At 71.0% G+C, this 14,986-nt stretch carries 20 protein-coding genes; 2 read left to right on the top strand and 18 right to left on the bottom strand.

Annotated features, from left to right (window positions below):
* Window positions 1-104: 104 nt before the first annotated feature.
* The 14 genes from AB0M62_RS31165 to AB0M62_RS31100 form a co-directional block, all read right to left on the bottom strand.
* Window positions 105-359: a hypothetical protein gene (locus AB0M62_RS31165; RefSeq protein WP_366077689.1), complete on the bottom strand. Its 255-nt coding sequence runs from the start codon at window positions 357-359 to the stop codon at window positions 105-107.
* A gap of 101 nt (window positions 360-460) precedes the next feature.
* A complete protein-coding gene (locus tag AB0M62_RS31160; protein WP_366077688.1) occupies window positions 461-814 on the bottom strand; it encodes a DUF3846 domain-containing protein in 354 nt (117 codons plus the stop codon).
* Window positions 815-998: 184 nt separating this feature from the next.
* A complete protein-coding gene (locus AB0M62_RS31155) occupies window positions 999-1,412 on the bottom strand; it encodes a hypothetical protein (protein ID WP_366077687.1) in 414 nt (137 codons plus the stop codon).
* Window positions 1,413-1,536: 124 nt separating this feature from the next.
* Window positions 1,537-1,959: a hypothetical protein gene (locus AB0M62_RS31150; protein ID WP_366077686.1), complete on the bottom strand. Its 423-nt coding sequence runs from the start codon at window positions 1,957-1,959 to the stop codon at window positions 1,537-1,539.
* Window positions 1,960-2,559: 600 nt separating this feature from the next.
* Window positions 2,560-2,793: a hypothetical protein gene (locus tag AB0M62_RS31145; RefSeq protein WP_366077685.1), complete on the bottom strand. Its 234-nt coding sequence runs from the start codon at window positions 2,791-2,793 to the stop codon at window positions 2,560-2,562.
* Window positions 2,790-3,059 carry a hypothetical protein gene (locus AB0M62_RS31140; protein WP_366077684.1) on the bottom strand — a complete coding sequence of 90 codons (270 nt, stop codon included), beginning with the start codon at window positions 3,057-3,059 and terminating at the stop codon, window positions 2,790-2,792. The genes AB0M62_RS31145 and AB0M62_RS31140 overlap by 4 nt, the downstream gene beginning before the upstream one ends.
* 72 nt (window positions 3,060-3,131) lie before the next feature.
* A complete protein-coding gene (locus tag AB0M62_RS31135) occupies window positions 3,132-3,479 on the bottom strand; it encodes a hypothetical protein (RefSeq protein WP_366077683.1) in 348 nt (115 codons plus the stop codon).
* A gap of 326 nt (window positions 3,480-3,805) precedes the next feature.
* Complete coding sequence (locus AB0M62_RS31130; RefSeq protein WP_366077682.1) at window positions 3,806-4,018, bottom strand: hypothetical protein; 213 nt, start codon at window positions 4,016-4,018, stop codon at window positions 3,806-3,808.
* A gap of 63 nt (window positions 4,019-4,081) precedes the next feature.
* Window positions 4,082-4,576 carry a hypothetical protein gene (locus AB0M62_RS31125; RefSeq protein WP_366077681.1) on the bottom strand — a complete coding sequence of 165 codons (495 nt, stop codon included), beginning with the start codon at window positions 4,574-4,576 and terminating at the stop codon, window positions 4,082-4,084.
* A 72-nt stretch (window positions 4,577-4,648) separates the two neighbouring features.
* A complete protein-coding gene (locus AB0M62_RS31120; RefSeq protein WP_366077680.1) occupies window positions 4,649-5,161 on the bottom strand; it encodes a hypothetical protein in 513 nt (170 codons plus the stop codon).
* A gap of 58 nt (window positions 5,162-5,219) precedes the next feature.
* Window positions 5,220-5,885, bottom strand: a complete 666-nt coding sequence (locus AB0M62_RS31115) for a hypothetical protein (RefSeq protein WP_366077679.1) — start codon at window positions 5,883-5,885, stop codon at window positions 5,220-5,222.
* A 275-nt stretch (window positions 5,886-6,160) separates the two neighbouring features.
* The gene (locus AB0M62_RS31110; protein WP_366077678.1) at window positions 6,161-6,637 is read right to left on the bottom strand and encodes a DUF6884 domain-containing protein; all 477 of its coding nucleotides are present in this window, start codon (window positions 6,635-6,637) and stop codon (window positions 6,161-6,163) included.
* A gap of 115 nt (window positions 6,638-6,752) precedes the next feature.
* On the bottom strand, window positions 6,753-7,994 hold the full coding sequence (locus AB0M62_RS31105) for an MFS transporter (protein WP_366077677.1): 1,242 nt from the start codon (window positions 7,992-7,994) through the stop codon (window positions 6,753-6,755).
* Window positions 7,991-9,394 carry an NAD(P)-binding domain-containing protein gene (locus AB0M62_RS31100; RefSeq protein WP_366077675.1) on the bottom strand — a complete coding sequence of 468 codons (1,404 nt, stop codon included), beginning with the start codon at window positions 9,392-9,394 and terminating at the stop codon, window positions 7,991-7,993. The genes AB0M62_RS31105 and AB0M62_RS31100 overlap by 4 nt, the downstream gene beginning before the upstream one ends.
* 108 nt (window positions 9,395-9,502) lie before the next feature.
* Here AB0M62_RS31100 and AB0M62_RS31095 point away from each other — a divergent pair, with 108 nt between their 5' ends.
* Complete coding sequence (locus AB0M62_RS31095) at window positions 9,503-10,576, top strand: FAD-dependent oxidoreductase (RefSeq protein ID WP_366077674.1); 1,074 nt, start codon at window positions 9,503-9,505, stop codon at window positions 10,574-10,576.
* A gap of 74 nt (window positions 10,577-10,650) precedes the next feature.
* Complete coding sequence (locus tag AB0M62_RS31090; RefSeq protein WP_366077673.1) at window positions 10,651-11,025, top strand: metalloregulator ArsR/SmtB family transcription factor; 375 nt, start codon at window positions 10,651-10,653, stop codon at window positions 11,023-11,025.
* A 12-nt stretch (window positions 11,026-11,037) separates the two neighbouring features.
* Here AB0M62_RS31090 and AB0M62_RS31085 read toward each other — a convergent pair whose 3' ends face one another.
* From AB0M62_RS31085 to AB0M62_RS31070, 4 genes are read right to left on the bottom strand one after another with little or no spacing between them, the layout of a single operon-like run.
* Window positions 11,038-12,369, bottom strand: coding sequence for a hypothetical protein (locus tag AB0M62_RS31085; RefSeq protein WP_366077672.1), 1,332 nt, complete (start codon window positions 12,367-12,369; stop codon window positions 11,038-11,040).
* 60 nt (window positions 12,370-12,429) lie between these two features.
* A complete protein-coding gene (locus AB0M62_RS31080; protein ID WP_366077671.1) occupies window positions 12,430-13,491 on the bottom strand; it encodes an ArsO family NAD(P)H-dependent flavin-containing monooxygenase in 1,062 nt (353 codons plus the stop codon).
* Window positions 13,488-14,600, bottom strand: coding sequence for an ACR3 family arsenite efflux transporter (gene arsB / locus AB0M62_RS31075; protein WP_366077670.1), 1,113 nt, complete (start codon window positions 14,598-14,600; stop codon window positions 13,488-13,490). Before arsB ends, AB0M62_RS31080 begins: the two co-directional genes overlap by 4 nt.
* A complete protein-coding gene (locus AB0M62_RS31070; protein WP_366077669.1) occupies window positions 14,597-14,905 on the bottom strand; it encodes a metalloregulator ArsR/SmtB family transcription factor in 309 nt (102 codons plus the stop codon). The genes arsB and AB0M62_RS31070 overlap by 4 nt, the downstream gene beginning before the upstream one ends.
* Window positions 14,906-14,986 lie beyond the last annotated feature (81 nt).

The raw sequence follows: 14,986 nt of genomic DNA, 5'->3' as shown, positions 1-14,986 counted from the left end.
AGGTGCCCTTCTCGGAGTGGTGTTCTCGGCGCGACGGAGGTGCCACTCCCCCACCGCAAGGGGCCGGAACAGCCCTTCCGGCTGCTCCGGCCGTGCTTCTTGGGTCAGGCGTTGGCGGTGGACCGGGTGACGGACTGGCGGCGCACGCACCGCAGCGTGAGGGCGTTCGGGTCGTCCGAGTACGGGTCGGTCAGCCGGTACCGGACGTCATCGCTGCCCAAGTAGTCGGCGCGGACGCAGTAGAAGCAGTCACAGGGCTTGGCAACGTACAGGCCGTGCCGGTCGGTGATGCTGCCGTGGTAGATGACCAGGTCACCGGGCTCGATGAGGTCGAGGTCGCGGAGCAGGGTGTCGGACATCTGCGTTCCTCTCAGAAAGGCTGTGTGTTCTCGGCGCAGCGGGGGTGCCACTCCCCCGCTGCCAGGGGCCGGAACAGCCTCCCGGCTGCTCCGGCGGTGGCTTAGAGCTCTTCTTCGAGGCTGGTCAGCAGCGCCAGGAGCTTGTCCTTGCTCAGCGGCACCGTGTCACCCTCGGCGTCCGCGCCGCCGGTCAGCAGGACGGGCCCGTGGTAGTCCTGGTAGGTGAAGCCGAAGCGGACCGCGAGCACCGTTGCGAGCTTGTTGACCGGGTGGTTGTAGAGCCCTTCGTCGTCCAGCCACATGTCGAGCTGGCTGGTGAGCCCCACGACGTCCACCCGCTCGCAACGGATCACGGAGTACATGACGGTCAGTCGGGACTCGGAGTCGGCGGGCAGGTTGACCGGGACGATGTCCGCCTCGGGGGTGATGAGCAGGGCGTCGGGCGTGCGGGTCATGGGTGACTCCATCTCTCGCAGAGGTGTGTTCTCGGTGTTGGCCGACTGCCACCGCCGACCAACAAGACAACTATATCCCATATTGATCACGCGCGTCTAGCGAACCACCCCTCACCGGCGGGAAATCCGAGCGGCCGATCCGGGCCGGGGCGCAGCCGGTCAGGCTGCGCCCCGATGTCGGGCGTCAGGCCTCTACGGGCGGGGCGTCGGCGTACTCCGTGCCCGGCTCCGGCGGGATCGGCTCGCCGGTGGCGGCGTCCGTGCAGTAGGCGCTGAAGATCTCGGCCCTGCCCAGCGGGTGGGCGGTGCAGTCGCTCAGTCGCCAGCCGAGGACGCGGGAGGTGTCGTCGGCGTGGTTCGTGCGTACGACCGCGCCGCCGATGCGGCCGGACGTCAGGGTCAGCAGCGCGATGACGTCGAGGGCGGCTTCCGCGTCAACATCGGTGTACTCACCGAAGTTGTGGAACGGCAGGACGGACACGGCCCCACCGGCGCGGCCGGTGACCGAGACAGTCAGGGTGTGGCACCCGTCGCCGACGGCACCGAAGAGGCCCATCAGCAGATCGGTGGCGCGCTCGGGATCGGGAGTGGAGGGCATCGGGGGAAGGCTGTAGGTCATGGGTCTGCCTCGCTTTCGAGTGGGCGTTCTCGGCGCGGCGGGGGTGCCACTCCCCCGCTGCCAGGGCTGGGGCGCAGCGGCTCGGCTGTGCCCCGGAGTTGGGTCAGTCCTGGACGAGTCGCAAGGCACGGGCCTGGGCGGCCCGGTCGAGCGCCGGGGTGCACCACTGGATGCTGTCGAGGACGATCAAGTCGGTGACGTCGTCGAAGCCCTGGGGGGCGCTGGCGAGCATCCGGACGTAGTAGGAGAACGCGAGCGCGTCGAGCTCCTTGGCCGGGCCGGTCTTGGGGAGCGGCGGGTTGGTGCGCAGGGCCGCGACGTAGGCCAGGGCGAGCAGGCCGAAGATGTCCGATTCGATGATCTCTTCAATCGTCCAGCCGGTGCGCTGCGTCAGCGGCACCATACGGGCCAGAAGATAGCCCATCGCGTCCTCCATCTCAGCCTCGGTGTAGGGCATTTCCGGCTCGGAGGCCGATGCCGGGGCGGGGACGGCGCAGAGGTGACGGCGGGCGTTCTCGTTCGGCATGGTTCTCCTCGGTTCGGAGTGTGCGCTTTCGGCTGCGGATCGACTGCCACTCCCGATCCGCATACTCCAATTATGCATTCTATGAGTATTCATTTCAAGGGTTCTGGATCAATTTGCGGCCGCATTTCCCGTGGTCGGGGCGGGTTTTGGACCCCGGGTGCGGGGCACTGCGCGGGCCGTGTCGCCGCCCCATGGCGCGCAGCGCCGTGGGCCGAGGGGAACGGCAGCGCGAAGCGAGGGAGCGGGGGCGCGCAGCGTCCCCGTCGACCGGCTGCCGGGCCCCCGGTGCGTGAGAGCGCGCAGCGCTCGGTCCGGGCCGGAGCGCAGCGGAGTGCCCGGCACGCAGCGAGGTGGGGGCGGGGAGCGAAGCGGACCGCCCCCACCGGGCGGCGCGGACGGCGCAGCGCCCCGCACCCGGGGAGAGAACGGGCGCTGCGCCCCACGGTGATGCGCCTGGCCGGACTGCTGCGCCGAGGCTCCCCGCGGGCGGTGACGCGGGGCCGGCGGCTTCGGCGAGGCTCCGGCCGGCCTCCCCCTGCCCGGCGGCCAAAGGGGGGCCAGAGAAGTGTGGGGCGCAGCCGGACGGCTGCGCCCCGTGGATCAGACCTCGTCGTCCCACCTGCGGCAGTGCTCGTAGGCGAGGGCGACGGCCGCGTCGGGGTCGGGGGCGTCGAACTCCTCTGCCCAGCGGGTGAAGTCGGCCTCGCTGGTGGCGAGCAGCTCGATCTGGTCGGCGACCGGGCCGGGCAGGACGGCGGCGATGAGCAGCTCGGTGCAGTCGACGTCCAGGGCCAGGCCGATGACGGTGAACATCTGGGCAGCTGCTGCAGTCATGCGATCAGCTCGAACGTCGCGCTCTCGATGGCCCGGGCGCTCAGGTCTCCCTCGAACGCCGCGACGACGTAGGCGCCGTTGTCGCCACCCCACAGGGTTTCGGGACTCTCACCGTCCTCGCCCTCGGCGCGGTGCGGAAAGTGCTCCAGAACAGCCTCCGCCGCGTTCCATTTGGCCTCGTCGAGGGTTTCCCCCTCGGCGACGACGGCGAAAGCCGAGGCGAGATCCCAGCAGTCGTACCAGTCGCCGACAAACGTGTATTTCATGGATTTCCCTTTCTCGATTAATCCGGAGGGCCGGGCCCGGAATTCACGTCCGTGGCCCGGGGTGACCTGGCGTCAGTGGCGCCGCGCGCCCGGTACGTGGGCGTTGATGCGCAGCAGGTAGAGGTCGAGCAGCGTCAGGGCCTGGTCCTCGGCGAGCCCGTGGACGGTGTCGGTCCTGGAGTCCGTGGCGCCGGTGAAGACGACGTCGCCGAAGTGCAGGCCCGGGTGCGGCTGGAAGGCCAGCAGCAGGGCCGAGGCGTGCGGGTTGCGCGGGCGGCGCAGCCCGATGGCGACCTCGTCCCTCCACATGGTCAGCTCGCCGGTGAGGCTCACCGGCTGGGCGGTGTCGCAGCACAGCGCGTACTGCGGGGCGGTGGCGGTGTCCCAGTCGAGCAGGCGGAACGTGCCGGTGGGCGACACCCAGAGCGCGAAGGTCTAGGCGGCCGCTGCAGTCGCGGGCATAGCTGCCCCCTTTGATCAGAGTGCGGGTTTCGGTGCTGGCCGACTGCCACCGCCAACCAACAAGACAACTATACCATCCATGCATCACATTCGGGGATGTCGGTGCTGCTCTTCTCTCCCAGCGTTTTACGAGGTCAGCGGCCAATTGGGGGATGGCCGGCCCTGCATCGCCGCGCACCGCCGGCGCATCGACGAGCGGTCGCCAGGGGCCGGGGCGGCCAGCCGGCCAGACAGGTGCGCCCCGGCGCGGCCGCGTGGCCGTACCGGGGCGCAGGGAGTGGCGGTCAGGCAGCGAGGACGACGTGCGGGACACCGCCGCCGGACGGGTCGCAGTAGTCGGGGTCCAGGTCGACGGTGGCCGTCTGGGTGTCGCCGTGGACGGTGAAGACGGTGGCCCAGGATGCGGCGTTGCGCTGAATGGCGAGGGCCTTGCGGGCAGCGTCGACCGGGTCGGCCGCGTCAAGGTCGATCTCCCAGGTGACGTGATACTCGGGCACGGTTCTCCTTGGCAGGCGAGGCGGGGGCGTCGGCCGACGGCGCAGTCGGTCGGCCAACGGGGGTCAAGCGGCGAGGACGAGTGTCGCGTTGTCCAGGCTGCGCTCGTCGACGCTGGCGCAGTGCGTGAGGGGGTTGAGGTGGTCGAGCCAGATTTCTTCGTTCTCGGCCAGGTAGTCGCGCAGCGTCTCGGGGGCGGCGACGGCGCGGGCGGGCAGCTCCAGCTCGGCCTCGAATTCGTACGTGACCTCTTCGGTGACGGTGAGCGCGACCGTCACCGTGACCTCCCCGTCGTCCTCGTCGGCTTCCTGCTCCGCCTCGGGCTGTGGTCGGCTGACGTTGACCAGGGCGGTCGAGGGGAGTTGGACCGTGTCCGGTCCGCCCGCCGGGGTCAGGCGCAGGAGGGTGGAGCCGCTGGCGGTGTCGTGGACGGCCTCCAGCACGGTGAGGACGGCGGCGCCGCCGAGGACGGGGATCTGGTCGCCGGCCTTCAGGTCGGCTGCGCGGGCGGCGGGTTCGCCGGCGGAGGAGTAGTCGGGGCGGTGGGTGTCGTGATGCATCGCGGTGCCTTTCTGCGTGGTGCGGTCGGGGCCGCTGGCGGCCGCCCGGCGTTCCGGCCGGGCGGCGGGCGGTCAGTCGTGTCCGGGTGCGCCGGTGGGCGGCCTGGGGGCGCTGTAGGGCCGCAGGATCGCCTCCCCGCCCCAGTCCCACAGGCCGGGCTCGGCCTGGTCGCTCAGGAGCAGGCAGAGCAGGCTCGGCCCTGAGTCGCCCGGGTCGTCCTCGCGCTCGGCCGAGTCCGGCAGGAAGTCGAAGCAGCCTCCGACGTCTCCCATGCGGCGGACCAGGTCCAGCAGGTCCCCAGGAAGCTGCGGGTCCCGTTCGCCCCACGCCTGCCGCAGATCGGCGTCGGTGAGCCCGGGCAGGGCGGCCGAGGCGGGTTCGAAGTCGCACAGGATGCCGCCGGTGACGTCCCGGATGCTGTGGAGCCACAGGACATCGGGATCGTCCTCATCGCGCTCCAGGACCAGGTAGGCGGCGCTCGGGTACATGGCGGTGAAGGTGTCGGCGATCGTGCGGGCCAGGCCGCACGCCTGGTCGAGGGCGACTTTCTCGGCGGTCGTGAAGTGGTCAACGGTGGTGCGCATGGCGGCTCCTCGGGGAGGGCCCGCCCGGGCCCGGCCCGGGCGGGCGGCGGGCGGGTGGTCAGTCGGCGGCGGGCAGGAGCTGGTTGCCGGTGCGCTGCCAGTAGCCAGCCGGGGCGCGGTCGGCTCGCATCCCGTGGCCGTGGGAGGGGGCGGGCATGGAGTGGCCGTCGGCGCAGACGTAGCGGCGAGCCTTGGGGTGGCGCCGGGCGAGGTCGCTGGTGGCCGGGTACGGCTCCAGCGAGGCGAAGCGGCGCCGGGTGCCGGTGCGGTCCCAGATCGGGTCGCCGAGGGCGTAGTCGGTCGCCTGGACCATGACGGTGTGGTGCGGCTGGTACTGGCGCCACAGGCGCACCCCGTGGGTGTTGCAGACCTGGGCCAGGGCCTCCAGCAGGGCGAAGTGGTTCTCGTCGTCCATGCCCGGTGCGTTGTCGGTCTCGCGGCTGTTGCCGGTGAAGTGGACGGTGCCCCGGATGTCCATGGGGTCATATCCGCAGAGTTCGGCGAGTGCGGCGGCGATGTCGTTGGGCGCGTCGGTGCTGGCGGGGTGGTGGTGCATCTCCGCACCCCAGGCCAGCCGGACGGTGTTGTACGGGCCGGGGTCCGAGAACAGCTCGGCGAGATCCAGGTGGCCGTCCGGCCCCTGCTCACGCTCGCGGACCAGGCGGTCCGGGCGGAGGGTCACGAAGGTGCGGACCGCGAACAGGTCGGTGACTTGCGTCGACACAGAGCTCTCCTGTGAATTCGGGTGTGGGATTCCGGTGTTGGCCGACTGCCACCGCCGACTAACAAGACAACTATACCCTATATCACTCACATTTTGGGGTGAGGCAGGGCGTCTTCACGGCACTGATTCCGCAGGTCGCAGGCCGTTCACCGCCCGGAGATGCAACGAGGCCCCCGCCGTCGGCGGAGGCCTTGTGCTCGTGTGCCAGATCCCGCGGGACCGGTGGCGTCCGTGCCGGTCGGCCGGATGGGCGGTCGGCTCGCCCTTCCACAGGCTTAGCGGGCGGCAGTTGGGCGGGCGGGTGTACCGGTGCGGCCGACGGCGAACTCTTGCGCCAGGAACAGCGGCTGCTCGGCGGCGGCGATGCGGGACAGCCGGGCGCGCTGCTGTCCGATGCCGCGGCAGCCGTCCAGGGGGCGCAGGACGTCCGGCCGGATGGCGGCGACGGCATCGACGTAGGCGCGGCCGCCGAGGGCGACCAGCTGGGCGGCGTGGTGGAGGCCGAGGCGGCCGGCCTGGGCGTGCAGCTGGTCGGGCCGGACGCTGCCGGGCTCGCCCATGCGCAGTTCGTACGGGGCCAGCGGCTCGTCGAGCGTCACGAAGCCGTGGGCCGCGGAGAGGACCAGGACTGTGCCGGCGCTGCCGGCGATGGCGTGCGCGGCCCGTCGGCACAGCCGGTGGAACGGTCCGACGTAGAGGTCCGCGGCCGGGACGGGGATGGTCGTGGCGAGCTTGGCAGCGCTGCACGGCAAAGCGCGCGAGTTCGCGAATTCCTGGAGGGGTCAGCCGCTGAACCCGCGCGTGGTTGCCGGATTGGAGCCGGTAACGAGGGCGGGTTCGTCTGTGCCTACGGGGGTGCGGCGGTTGTCAGAGCCGTGGGGATCGGCGGCGTACGGCGCCGGTGGCTGTCCACGGTGCGATGAGCGCGGCGGCCATGGAGACGGCGGCCAGGAGGAAGAAAAGGGGCCCGTAGCCGCCGAGGGGCACGGCCAGGGCGGCGCCGGCGAACGGCGCGAGGGCTGCTGCTGTGTGGGCGGGCGCTGCGAGGAGTCCGGAGAGGCGGCCGTAGTGGGTGGTGCCCCAGCGGTCGGTGATGGCGGTGGCCTGCAGCAGGGTGAGGTTGCCGCGGACCATGCCGGCCACGACCGACACGGCGATGATCAGGGCGTACGGGCCGGGGGCGGCGGCGAAGGCGGCGGTGGTCAGTGCGCCGAGGGCGATGAGGATCGTTGTGCGGGCGGTGGCGGTGGTCCGGCGGGCGAGGGCGGCGTACAGGGTGCGGCCGAGGGTTTGTCCGGCGCCGCCGATGCCGAGGGCCCAGGCGGCCTGGCTGGTGGTGTAGCCGCGTTCCAGGAGGAGCGGGACGAGGGCGACGACGACGGCGTACATCGCGAAGCTGGACAGGGTGAAAGACGCGGCGAGCAGGAGGAACGGTCGGCTGCGTCCGACACCCGCAGCGCCTGCGGCCACGTGTGCAGGGACGGTTGGGGCGTCGGGCCAGGGTGCGCGCAGGGCCAGGGCGTGGGCCGGGATGGTGACGGCGGCGAGGATCGCGGCGAGCACGAGGTAGGTGTGGCGCCAGGACAGATGGTCGGCGAGGGCTGCGGTCAGGGGCGCGAAGATGGTGGACGCGAGCCCACCGGCAAGGGTGACGATGGTCAGGGCCCGGACGTGGTCGGGGGCCCACCATCGGGTGAGGGCGGCGAACGCAGGCTGGTAGAAGGTGGCGGCCATCGCGAGTCCGGCCAGCGCCCAACCGGCGATGAAGACCGGGACGTTCGGGGCCGCAGCCACGATCAGCAGGCTGACCACGCCGAGCACCGAGCCGACGGTCATGACGGCGCGCGGGCCGCGCCGGTCGAGGATGCGGCCGACGCGGATTCCGGCGAGGGCGGAGACGACGAGACCGAGGGAGAACGCCGCGGTGGTCGCTCCGGTCGGCCAGCCCGTCGCGGCGGTGATCTGGGGGTTGAGAACGGGGAAGGCGTAGTAGACGATGCCCCAGCTCACGATCTGCGTGGCGCAGAGGGCGGGCAGGGCGGCGCGGGGCCGCGACCGGTCCCCCGTTCCGGTCGCGGCCCCGTCACCTCGGGTGCTGAGGTCGGTCACGAGCCGCAGCAGCCGCCCGCCGGGGCCTGCTCGGAAGCCGCCCCGACCGCGGCGGGGGCGCCGAGCTGGACGAGCTGCGGTGCGGGTGCGCAGCAACCGCCGCCGTCGCCCTGAGCGGCGTCGGGGGCGTCGAACAGGCCGGCGCCGCCACACACTCCGGTCTCGGGGAGGGTGAGTTCCACGCGGTCGGCGGACTCGAGGTCGCCGGCGATCGCGGCGGCGACGGAGCGGACCTGCTCGTATCCGGTCATCGCCAGGAAGGTCGGGGCGCGGCCGTAGGACTTCATCCCGACCAGGTACACGCCCTGCTCGGGGTGGGAGAGTTCGCGGTGGCCGTGCGGGTAGACGGTGCCGCAGGAGTGCTGGTTGGGGTCGATCAGCGGAGCCAGCTCGACGGGCGCCTGGAGGCGCTCGTCCAGGTTCAGGCGCAGCTCGTCGAGGAAGGACAGGTCGGGCCGGAAGCCGGTCAGGATGATGACCTCGTCGACCGCGTCGAGACGCCGTCCGTCTTCACCGACCAAAACCAGGCGGCCTTCGTTGTCGCGTTCGATCGCCTCGGTGCGGAAGCCGGTGACCGCGTCCGCGTGGCCGTCGTCGACGGCGGCCTTCGCCGCCAGCCCGAGTGCGCCGCGCGCGGGGAGCTGGTCGGCTTCGCCGCCGCCGAAGGTCGAGCCGGAGATGCCCCGGCGCAGGATCCACACGCCCTTCGTTCCCGCGCCGTCGTCGGACTTGGCGAGGTCGGCAAGGTAGGCGAGGGCGGTGAAGGCGGAGGCTCCGGAACCGATGACAGCGGTGCGCTTGCCGACGTACCGGGCGCGAACGGCCGGGTCCTTCAGGTCCGGGACGCGGTAGGTGATCCGGTCCGCGGCGGCGCGCTCGCCGAGGGCCGGCAGGCCGCTGCCGCCAGCCGGGCTGGGCGTGGCCCAGGTGCCGGAGGCGTCGATGACGGCGCGGGCGAAGAGGCGCTCCTCACGGCCGTCGGCGCGGGTGGTGTGGACGACGAAGGGCTGCTGCTCGCGGTCTGCGTCAACGATGCGGTCCCGGCCGGTGCGCGAGACGCCGGTGACCGTTGCACCGAGACGGACGCGGTCGCCGAGGACGTCGGCGAGGGGCTGCAGGTAGAGGTCGGCCCAGTCGCCGCCGGAGGGATAGGCGGCCGGGTCGGGGGGTGTCCAGCCGGTGGGGGCGAGGAGCTTCTCGGCGGCCGGGTCGATGACCTCGCCCCAGGTGGAGAACAACCGGACGTGCGACCACTCGCGCACCGCGGCGCCGGCGCTCTGCCCGGCTTCCAGGACCAGGGGCTCGATGCCCTGGTCGACCAGATGGGCTGCGGCGGCCAGGCCAGTGGGTCCGGCTCCGATCACGACGACGGGCAGCTCGGTGGTGGCGGGCGCATTCACGGCGACTCCTTGCATGTTTCGACATCTGTCGATGGCTTGCGCGACTCAGCATTGCACCTGTATTGATGAGCGTCAACATAGACGCCTGTCGAAACGAGGGGGATGTTCATGGAGCACGTCGACGCAGTGGTGATCGGAGGCGGACAGTCCGGGCTGGCCGCGGCGGGAGCCTTGCGCGAACTGGGCCTCAGTCCGGTGGTACTGGATGCATCAGATGGGCCGAGCGGGTCGTGGCCGCACTACTACGACAGCCTCACGCTCTTCTCGCCTGCCCGGTTCAGCGCCCTGCCGGGACTGCCCCTCGGCGGGGACCCGGACCGCTATCCGCGCCGGGAAGAGGTCGTCGACTACCTCGCCCGCTACGCGCAGCGCCTGGACGTCGAAATCCGCACCCGCACCCGGGTCGAGGCCGTTGTGGCCGCTGACAGCGGCTTCGCGATCCGCACCACCGACGGCCGCAGCCTCACCACTGCCGGGATCGTCGCGGCCACCGGCGCCTTCGCCAACCCGCTGCGGCCCGACCTGCCAGGACAGGGCGGGTTCACCGGCGAGGTGCTGCACGTGGCCGACTACCGCAGCCCCAAACCGTACGCGGGCAAGCGGATCGTGGTCGTGGGCGGCGGAAACTCCGCCGTCCAGGTCGGCCACGAACTCGCCGAGGTCGCGCACGTGACGCTCGCCAGCCGCCACCCGATCCGGTTCCTGCCGCAACTGCGCGACGGCAAGGACATCCACCACTGGCTGACCAGCACCGGCTTTGACCACCTGCCGCTCGAATGGCTCATCCACTTCGTCGGCGGCACCCTCGTCATGGACACCGGCCAGTACCAGGACGCCCTGACCGCCGGCCACGTGGAGCGGAAGCCGATGTTCACCGCACTCGACGGCGACACCGTCGTGTGGGCCGACGGCACGCGGGAAACCGTCGACGTGGTGCTGCTCGCCACCGGATACCGGCCCAGCCTCGACTACCTGGGACCCCTCGGCGCCCTCACCCCGGACGGCATGCCCCTGCACAGCGGCGGCATCTCCACCACCCACCCCGGCCTGGTCTACCTGGGCCTGGAGTTCCAGCGGTCCTTCGCCTCCAACACGCTGCGCGGCGTGGCCAGAGATGCCGCCTACGTCATCCCGCCGCTGGCCGCCCACGTCCGCAAGGCACCGGCAGCCGCCGGACTCTGAACATCCGAGGGAGGGGTGCCCGGGCTTCCGGGCGCCCCTCCCCCGACTGGTTCGACGTGTGTCAACATAGACGTATGTCGAATGCCAAGGTGCTGCCGCTGCTCGAGCCCGCCGACAGTCAGGGCGTGGTGCCGTGCTGCCCGCCCCTGACCGAGCGGCCGATGACCGCCGAGGAGGCCGAAACCGCGGCGCGGATGTTCAAGGCGCTCGGCGACCCGGTCCGCCTTCGGCTGTTCTCCGCGGTCGCCTCGCACGAGGGCGGCGAGGCGTGCGTGTGCGACATCTCCGACGTCGGGGTCTCCCAGCCCACCGTCTCCCACCACCTGAAGAAGCTCAAGGAAGCCGGGCTTCTCACCTCCGAGCGGCGCGGCACCTGGGTCTACTACCGCGTCGAGCCGTCCGTGCTGGCGGCGATGGGCAAGCTGCTGGCCCTGCCGGCCGCTGCCTGATGCGGCTGGCGCTCAGTCGGCCACGCTGACAGTGCCCTCTTCGAGAGCGCGGTTCCACCCATCGCTGTAGACCTGCAGTTCCTCCTCGGACAATTCGAGGTCGCCGTGGACTCGCACCGTGCTGGTGTCCCACGGGCGCTTCCCGTCGCGGCGCGGGGTAAGCAGCACTCCCAGGGTGGAGGAGTCTTCCGGTCGGCCGGTCCGCGAGGTCACCTCGTGGTGCCGCAGCTGTACGTAGGCCGAGAAGCTGGCCTGGATAACGGGGTCGAAGCGAGTGGCAGCGCCCACGATGAGCTGGCGGGTGCCGTCTTCGTCGAGCATGCGCCGAAAGCGCCACTTGCAGTGCTCGTCCGGTACCTGCGGCACGTCGCGCAGCATGTCCAGCAGCAGGCGGCCCCACTCTGCGCGGGCTGATACGGGCAGCCGGTCGAGGTCGGAGAGGACCGTGAAGCGGTTGCCTTCGTTCAGTGTCTCGCTGAGCGGGCTGAGGGCTATGTCCTCCAGCATGATGCGGATCATGAGGTGGACGTTGGTGCCGTCGGTACCGGCTGGCGCCTGTGGCAGCTGCGGCGCGGAGAACAGCGTGCCGCCCGGCCCCACCAGCTCGGTATTGACGGCGGCTGGCGGTTCGGCGGCGTCTGCAGCGGCGAACTCGTAGTACCGCACCGGCTCTTGGCCGAGCGGTATGGCGGGTTCGGCGGCGGCGCGGAAGAGGTAGTCGAGCACGGCGGTGGTGGAGCGCAGTTGGTCGAAGAGGAAGTCCCAGTCGCGGCGGGTCAACGCTATGGCGGGCATGCCGACCGGCTGCCAGGTGGCCACGGTGTTCTCCGGGACTCGCGGGTGGTCCAGCAGGAACACCGCGATCCACTCGTAGGCGGTGCCGTCGACGCTCAGTTTCCGGCCGCGGCCGTTGACCATGTCCGCGGGCACCATGCGCAGTTGGCGGACGGTTCCTTTGGCCTGGCTCATCGCCTTGGCCGCCACCTTCTGTATCCAGCCCGCTTCCTGATCGTCCGGCTTGGGTTTGATCGTGCGGGCCTTGACCTGCACGACTGCGCCGCGGCCGCCAGCGAGGAGCAGCCGGTCGCCCAGCTCCCGCCGGCCCGAGCCCTTGGCCGCGTGGGCTGCCTGCTGGAAGACGAAGTCGGGCATGCCCCAGGTGGCTGCGGCCTTGTGGACTGCCGCTTCCGCGCCAGTTCCGTGATCGACGTGAGACGGCAGGGGCAGGGCAGGCGGGATACGACGCAGATGTGTTCCCTGGGGCGTGTCGACGACGAGTGTGAGGCCGTTGGGGTCGTCGTCTTCAACGAAGCGCCACAGGGCGGATGAAAGCTGGTCAGTCACAAATGCTCATTAGACGTGCCGACCAGCCCTCATCGCGCCGGGTTTTCGCTCTTCGGTATTTCAGTGCAGGAGGTCACGGATCTGCTGGGAGGCGTCGCGGGCCGTGCGGCCGACGCCGATGAGGGTGGCGGAGGCCGGTCCGGTCCAGTCGCCGTAGCCGAGCAGGTGCAGCCGCGGCTCGCCAATGGCCCGGGTGCCGTCGGTGGCGATGTGGCCGCGCCGGCCGCGCAGCCCGAGCGGAGCGAGGTGGGCCAGGGCTGGCCTGAACCCGGTGCACCAGATCACCGCGTCGACCGCTTCCCAGGTTCCGTCCGGCCACTGCACGCCGGTGGCGGTGAGCCCGGTGAACATCTGCTTCGCAGAGAGAAGTCCGGCGTCGCGGGCGGCCCGTACGGAGAGAACCGCAACGATGTCTCCCAGCGAGGCGACCCCGCCGGTGTCACTGCGGCCCGCATCCAGCGCGCGGCGGCGGGCGGTGGCGACACCGAACAAGGCGCGGCCGTCGATGTCGTCGGCCAGGAACCTCGGCGGGCGCTGGGTCACCCACGTCATACCGACGTGCCCGTCCATGGCGAGGTCGGCGGCGATCTGCGCGCCGGAGTTCCCGCCACCGACCACGATGACGCGCTGTCCGGCGAAGTCGGCCGGACGGCGGTAGTTCACCGTGTGCAGCTGCCGACCGGTGAAGACGCTGCGGCCGGGAACGGCGGGGAGAAAGGGCCGCGACCAGGTGCCGGTGGCGCTGATGACCGCGCGGGCCCGCCAGGTGCCGGAGTCGGCTTCAACCAGGAGCCGGTCTCCGTCATGGCGTACGGCGTCCACGCTGGTGCCGTGCTGGACGGGCAGGTCGTAGCGCTTTTCGTAGTCGGCGAGGTAGTCCACCACGTGCCCGGCGTCCGGATACGTCTCACCGATCTGGGCGGGCATGAGCCGTCCGGGCAGCGAGGAGTGCTCGGCCGGGGAGAACAGGTGCAGGGAGTCCCACATGTGCTGCCAGGACCCGCCCGGCGCCGGGTCGGCGTCCAGGATGGTGAAGTCCAGGTTCTGGCGGCGCAGGTGGTAGCCGGCGGCGAGCCCAGCTTGGCCGCCGCCGACCACCACCACATCCACGTGTTGCGTCACGGGGCCGTCGTCACCGCGCCTGCAGCGAACTTCTTGCGCCAGGCGAGCGCGACGTACACCAGGCCGATCAGCACCGGTACTTCGATGAGCGGGCCGACGACTCCGGACAGGGCCTGGCCGGAGGTGACGCCGAAGGTGGCGATGGCGACCGCGATGGCCAGCTCGAAGTTGTTGCCCGCAGCCGTGAACGCCAGCGTCGTGGTGCGGTCGTAGGCGAGCCCCAGGCCCTTGCCGAGGAGGAAGGTGCCGAAGAACATGATCGCGAAGTACACCAGCAGCGGCAGCGCGATCCGGGCGACGTCCAGCGGCTGGGAGGTGATGGTCTTGCCCTGCAGGGCGAAGAGGATGACGATCGTGAACAGCAGCCCGTACAGCGCCCACGGGCCGATCTTCGGCAGGAACTTCGCCTCGTAGTCGGTGCGGCCCATCTTCTGCTCGCCGATGCGGCGGGTCAGGAAGCCGGCCAGCAGCGGGATGCCGAGGAAGATGACGACGTTCAGGGCGATGTGCCAGACGGACACGTCCAGGCCCTGGCCGTCGCCGAGGTTCATCCAGCGCGGCAGTAGGTCGAGGTAGAGCCAGCCCAGCAGGCCGAACGCGAGGACCTGGAACACCGAGTTCAGGGCGACGAGGACGGCGGCGGCTTCGCGGTCGCCGCAGGCGAGGTCGTTCCAGATGATGACCATGGCGATGCAGCGGGCCAGTCCGACAATGATGAGGCCGGTGCGGTACTCGGGCAGGTCCGGCAGGAAGATCCACGCCAGTGCGAACATGACCGCCGGGCCGACGATCCAGTTGATGACCAGCGAGGAGACCAGCAGCTTGCGGTCGCTGGTCACGCGGTCGAGCTTGTCGTAGCGGACCTTGGCCAGGACCGGGTACATCATCACGAGCAGGCCGAGCGCGATCGGCAGGGAAATGCCGCCGATCTCGATCTTGGCGAGCGCGTCGTTCATGCCAGGGATGAGGCGGCCCAGGCCCAGGCCGACGGCCATGGCCAGGAGGATCCACACCGCGAGGTAGCGGTCGAGGGTGGAGAGTTTCTTGACGATCGAGTCGTCCCCACTGCCAGCCGGAGCGGGGGCGGTGGTGGGCTCGGTGGAGGTCACGGGCAGGCCCTCTTGTTCTCGGCAGCGGTACGGGCGGAGGCGGCCAGCTCGGCGAACTGCTCGGACAGCCCGGCCAGGACCTCGGGCTTGAGCTTGTAGTAGGTGAAGCGGCCGCACGGCTCGGTCTCCACCAGCCCGGCCTCGCGCAGCACCTTCAGGTGGTTGGACAGGTTGGTCTGCTTGGCTCCGGTCTCCTCGACCAGGTGCGTCGTGCAGAGCGTCTCGCGCGCCAGCAGGGTCACGATCTGAAGGCGGAGCGGATCGCCCAGCACCCGGATCACGTCAGGATCGACTGAAGTCAGCATGCACTGATATTCTCACATCATCACCCGCTGATACCAGCGGGGGCTGAAGTCATTGGCGGCTGGGTTCCGCCATGCGACGAG

It is taken from the genome of Streptomyces sp. NPDC051219 (assembly GCF_040682335.1).
Lineage (GTDB): Bacteria > Actinomycetota > Actinomycetes > Streptomycetales > Streptomycetaceae > Streptomyces.
This window is presented reverse-complemented; position numbering and strand designations above follow the sequence as displayed.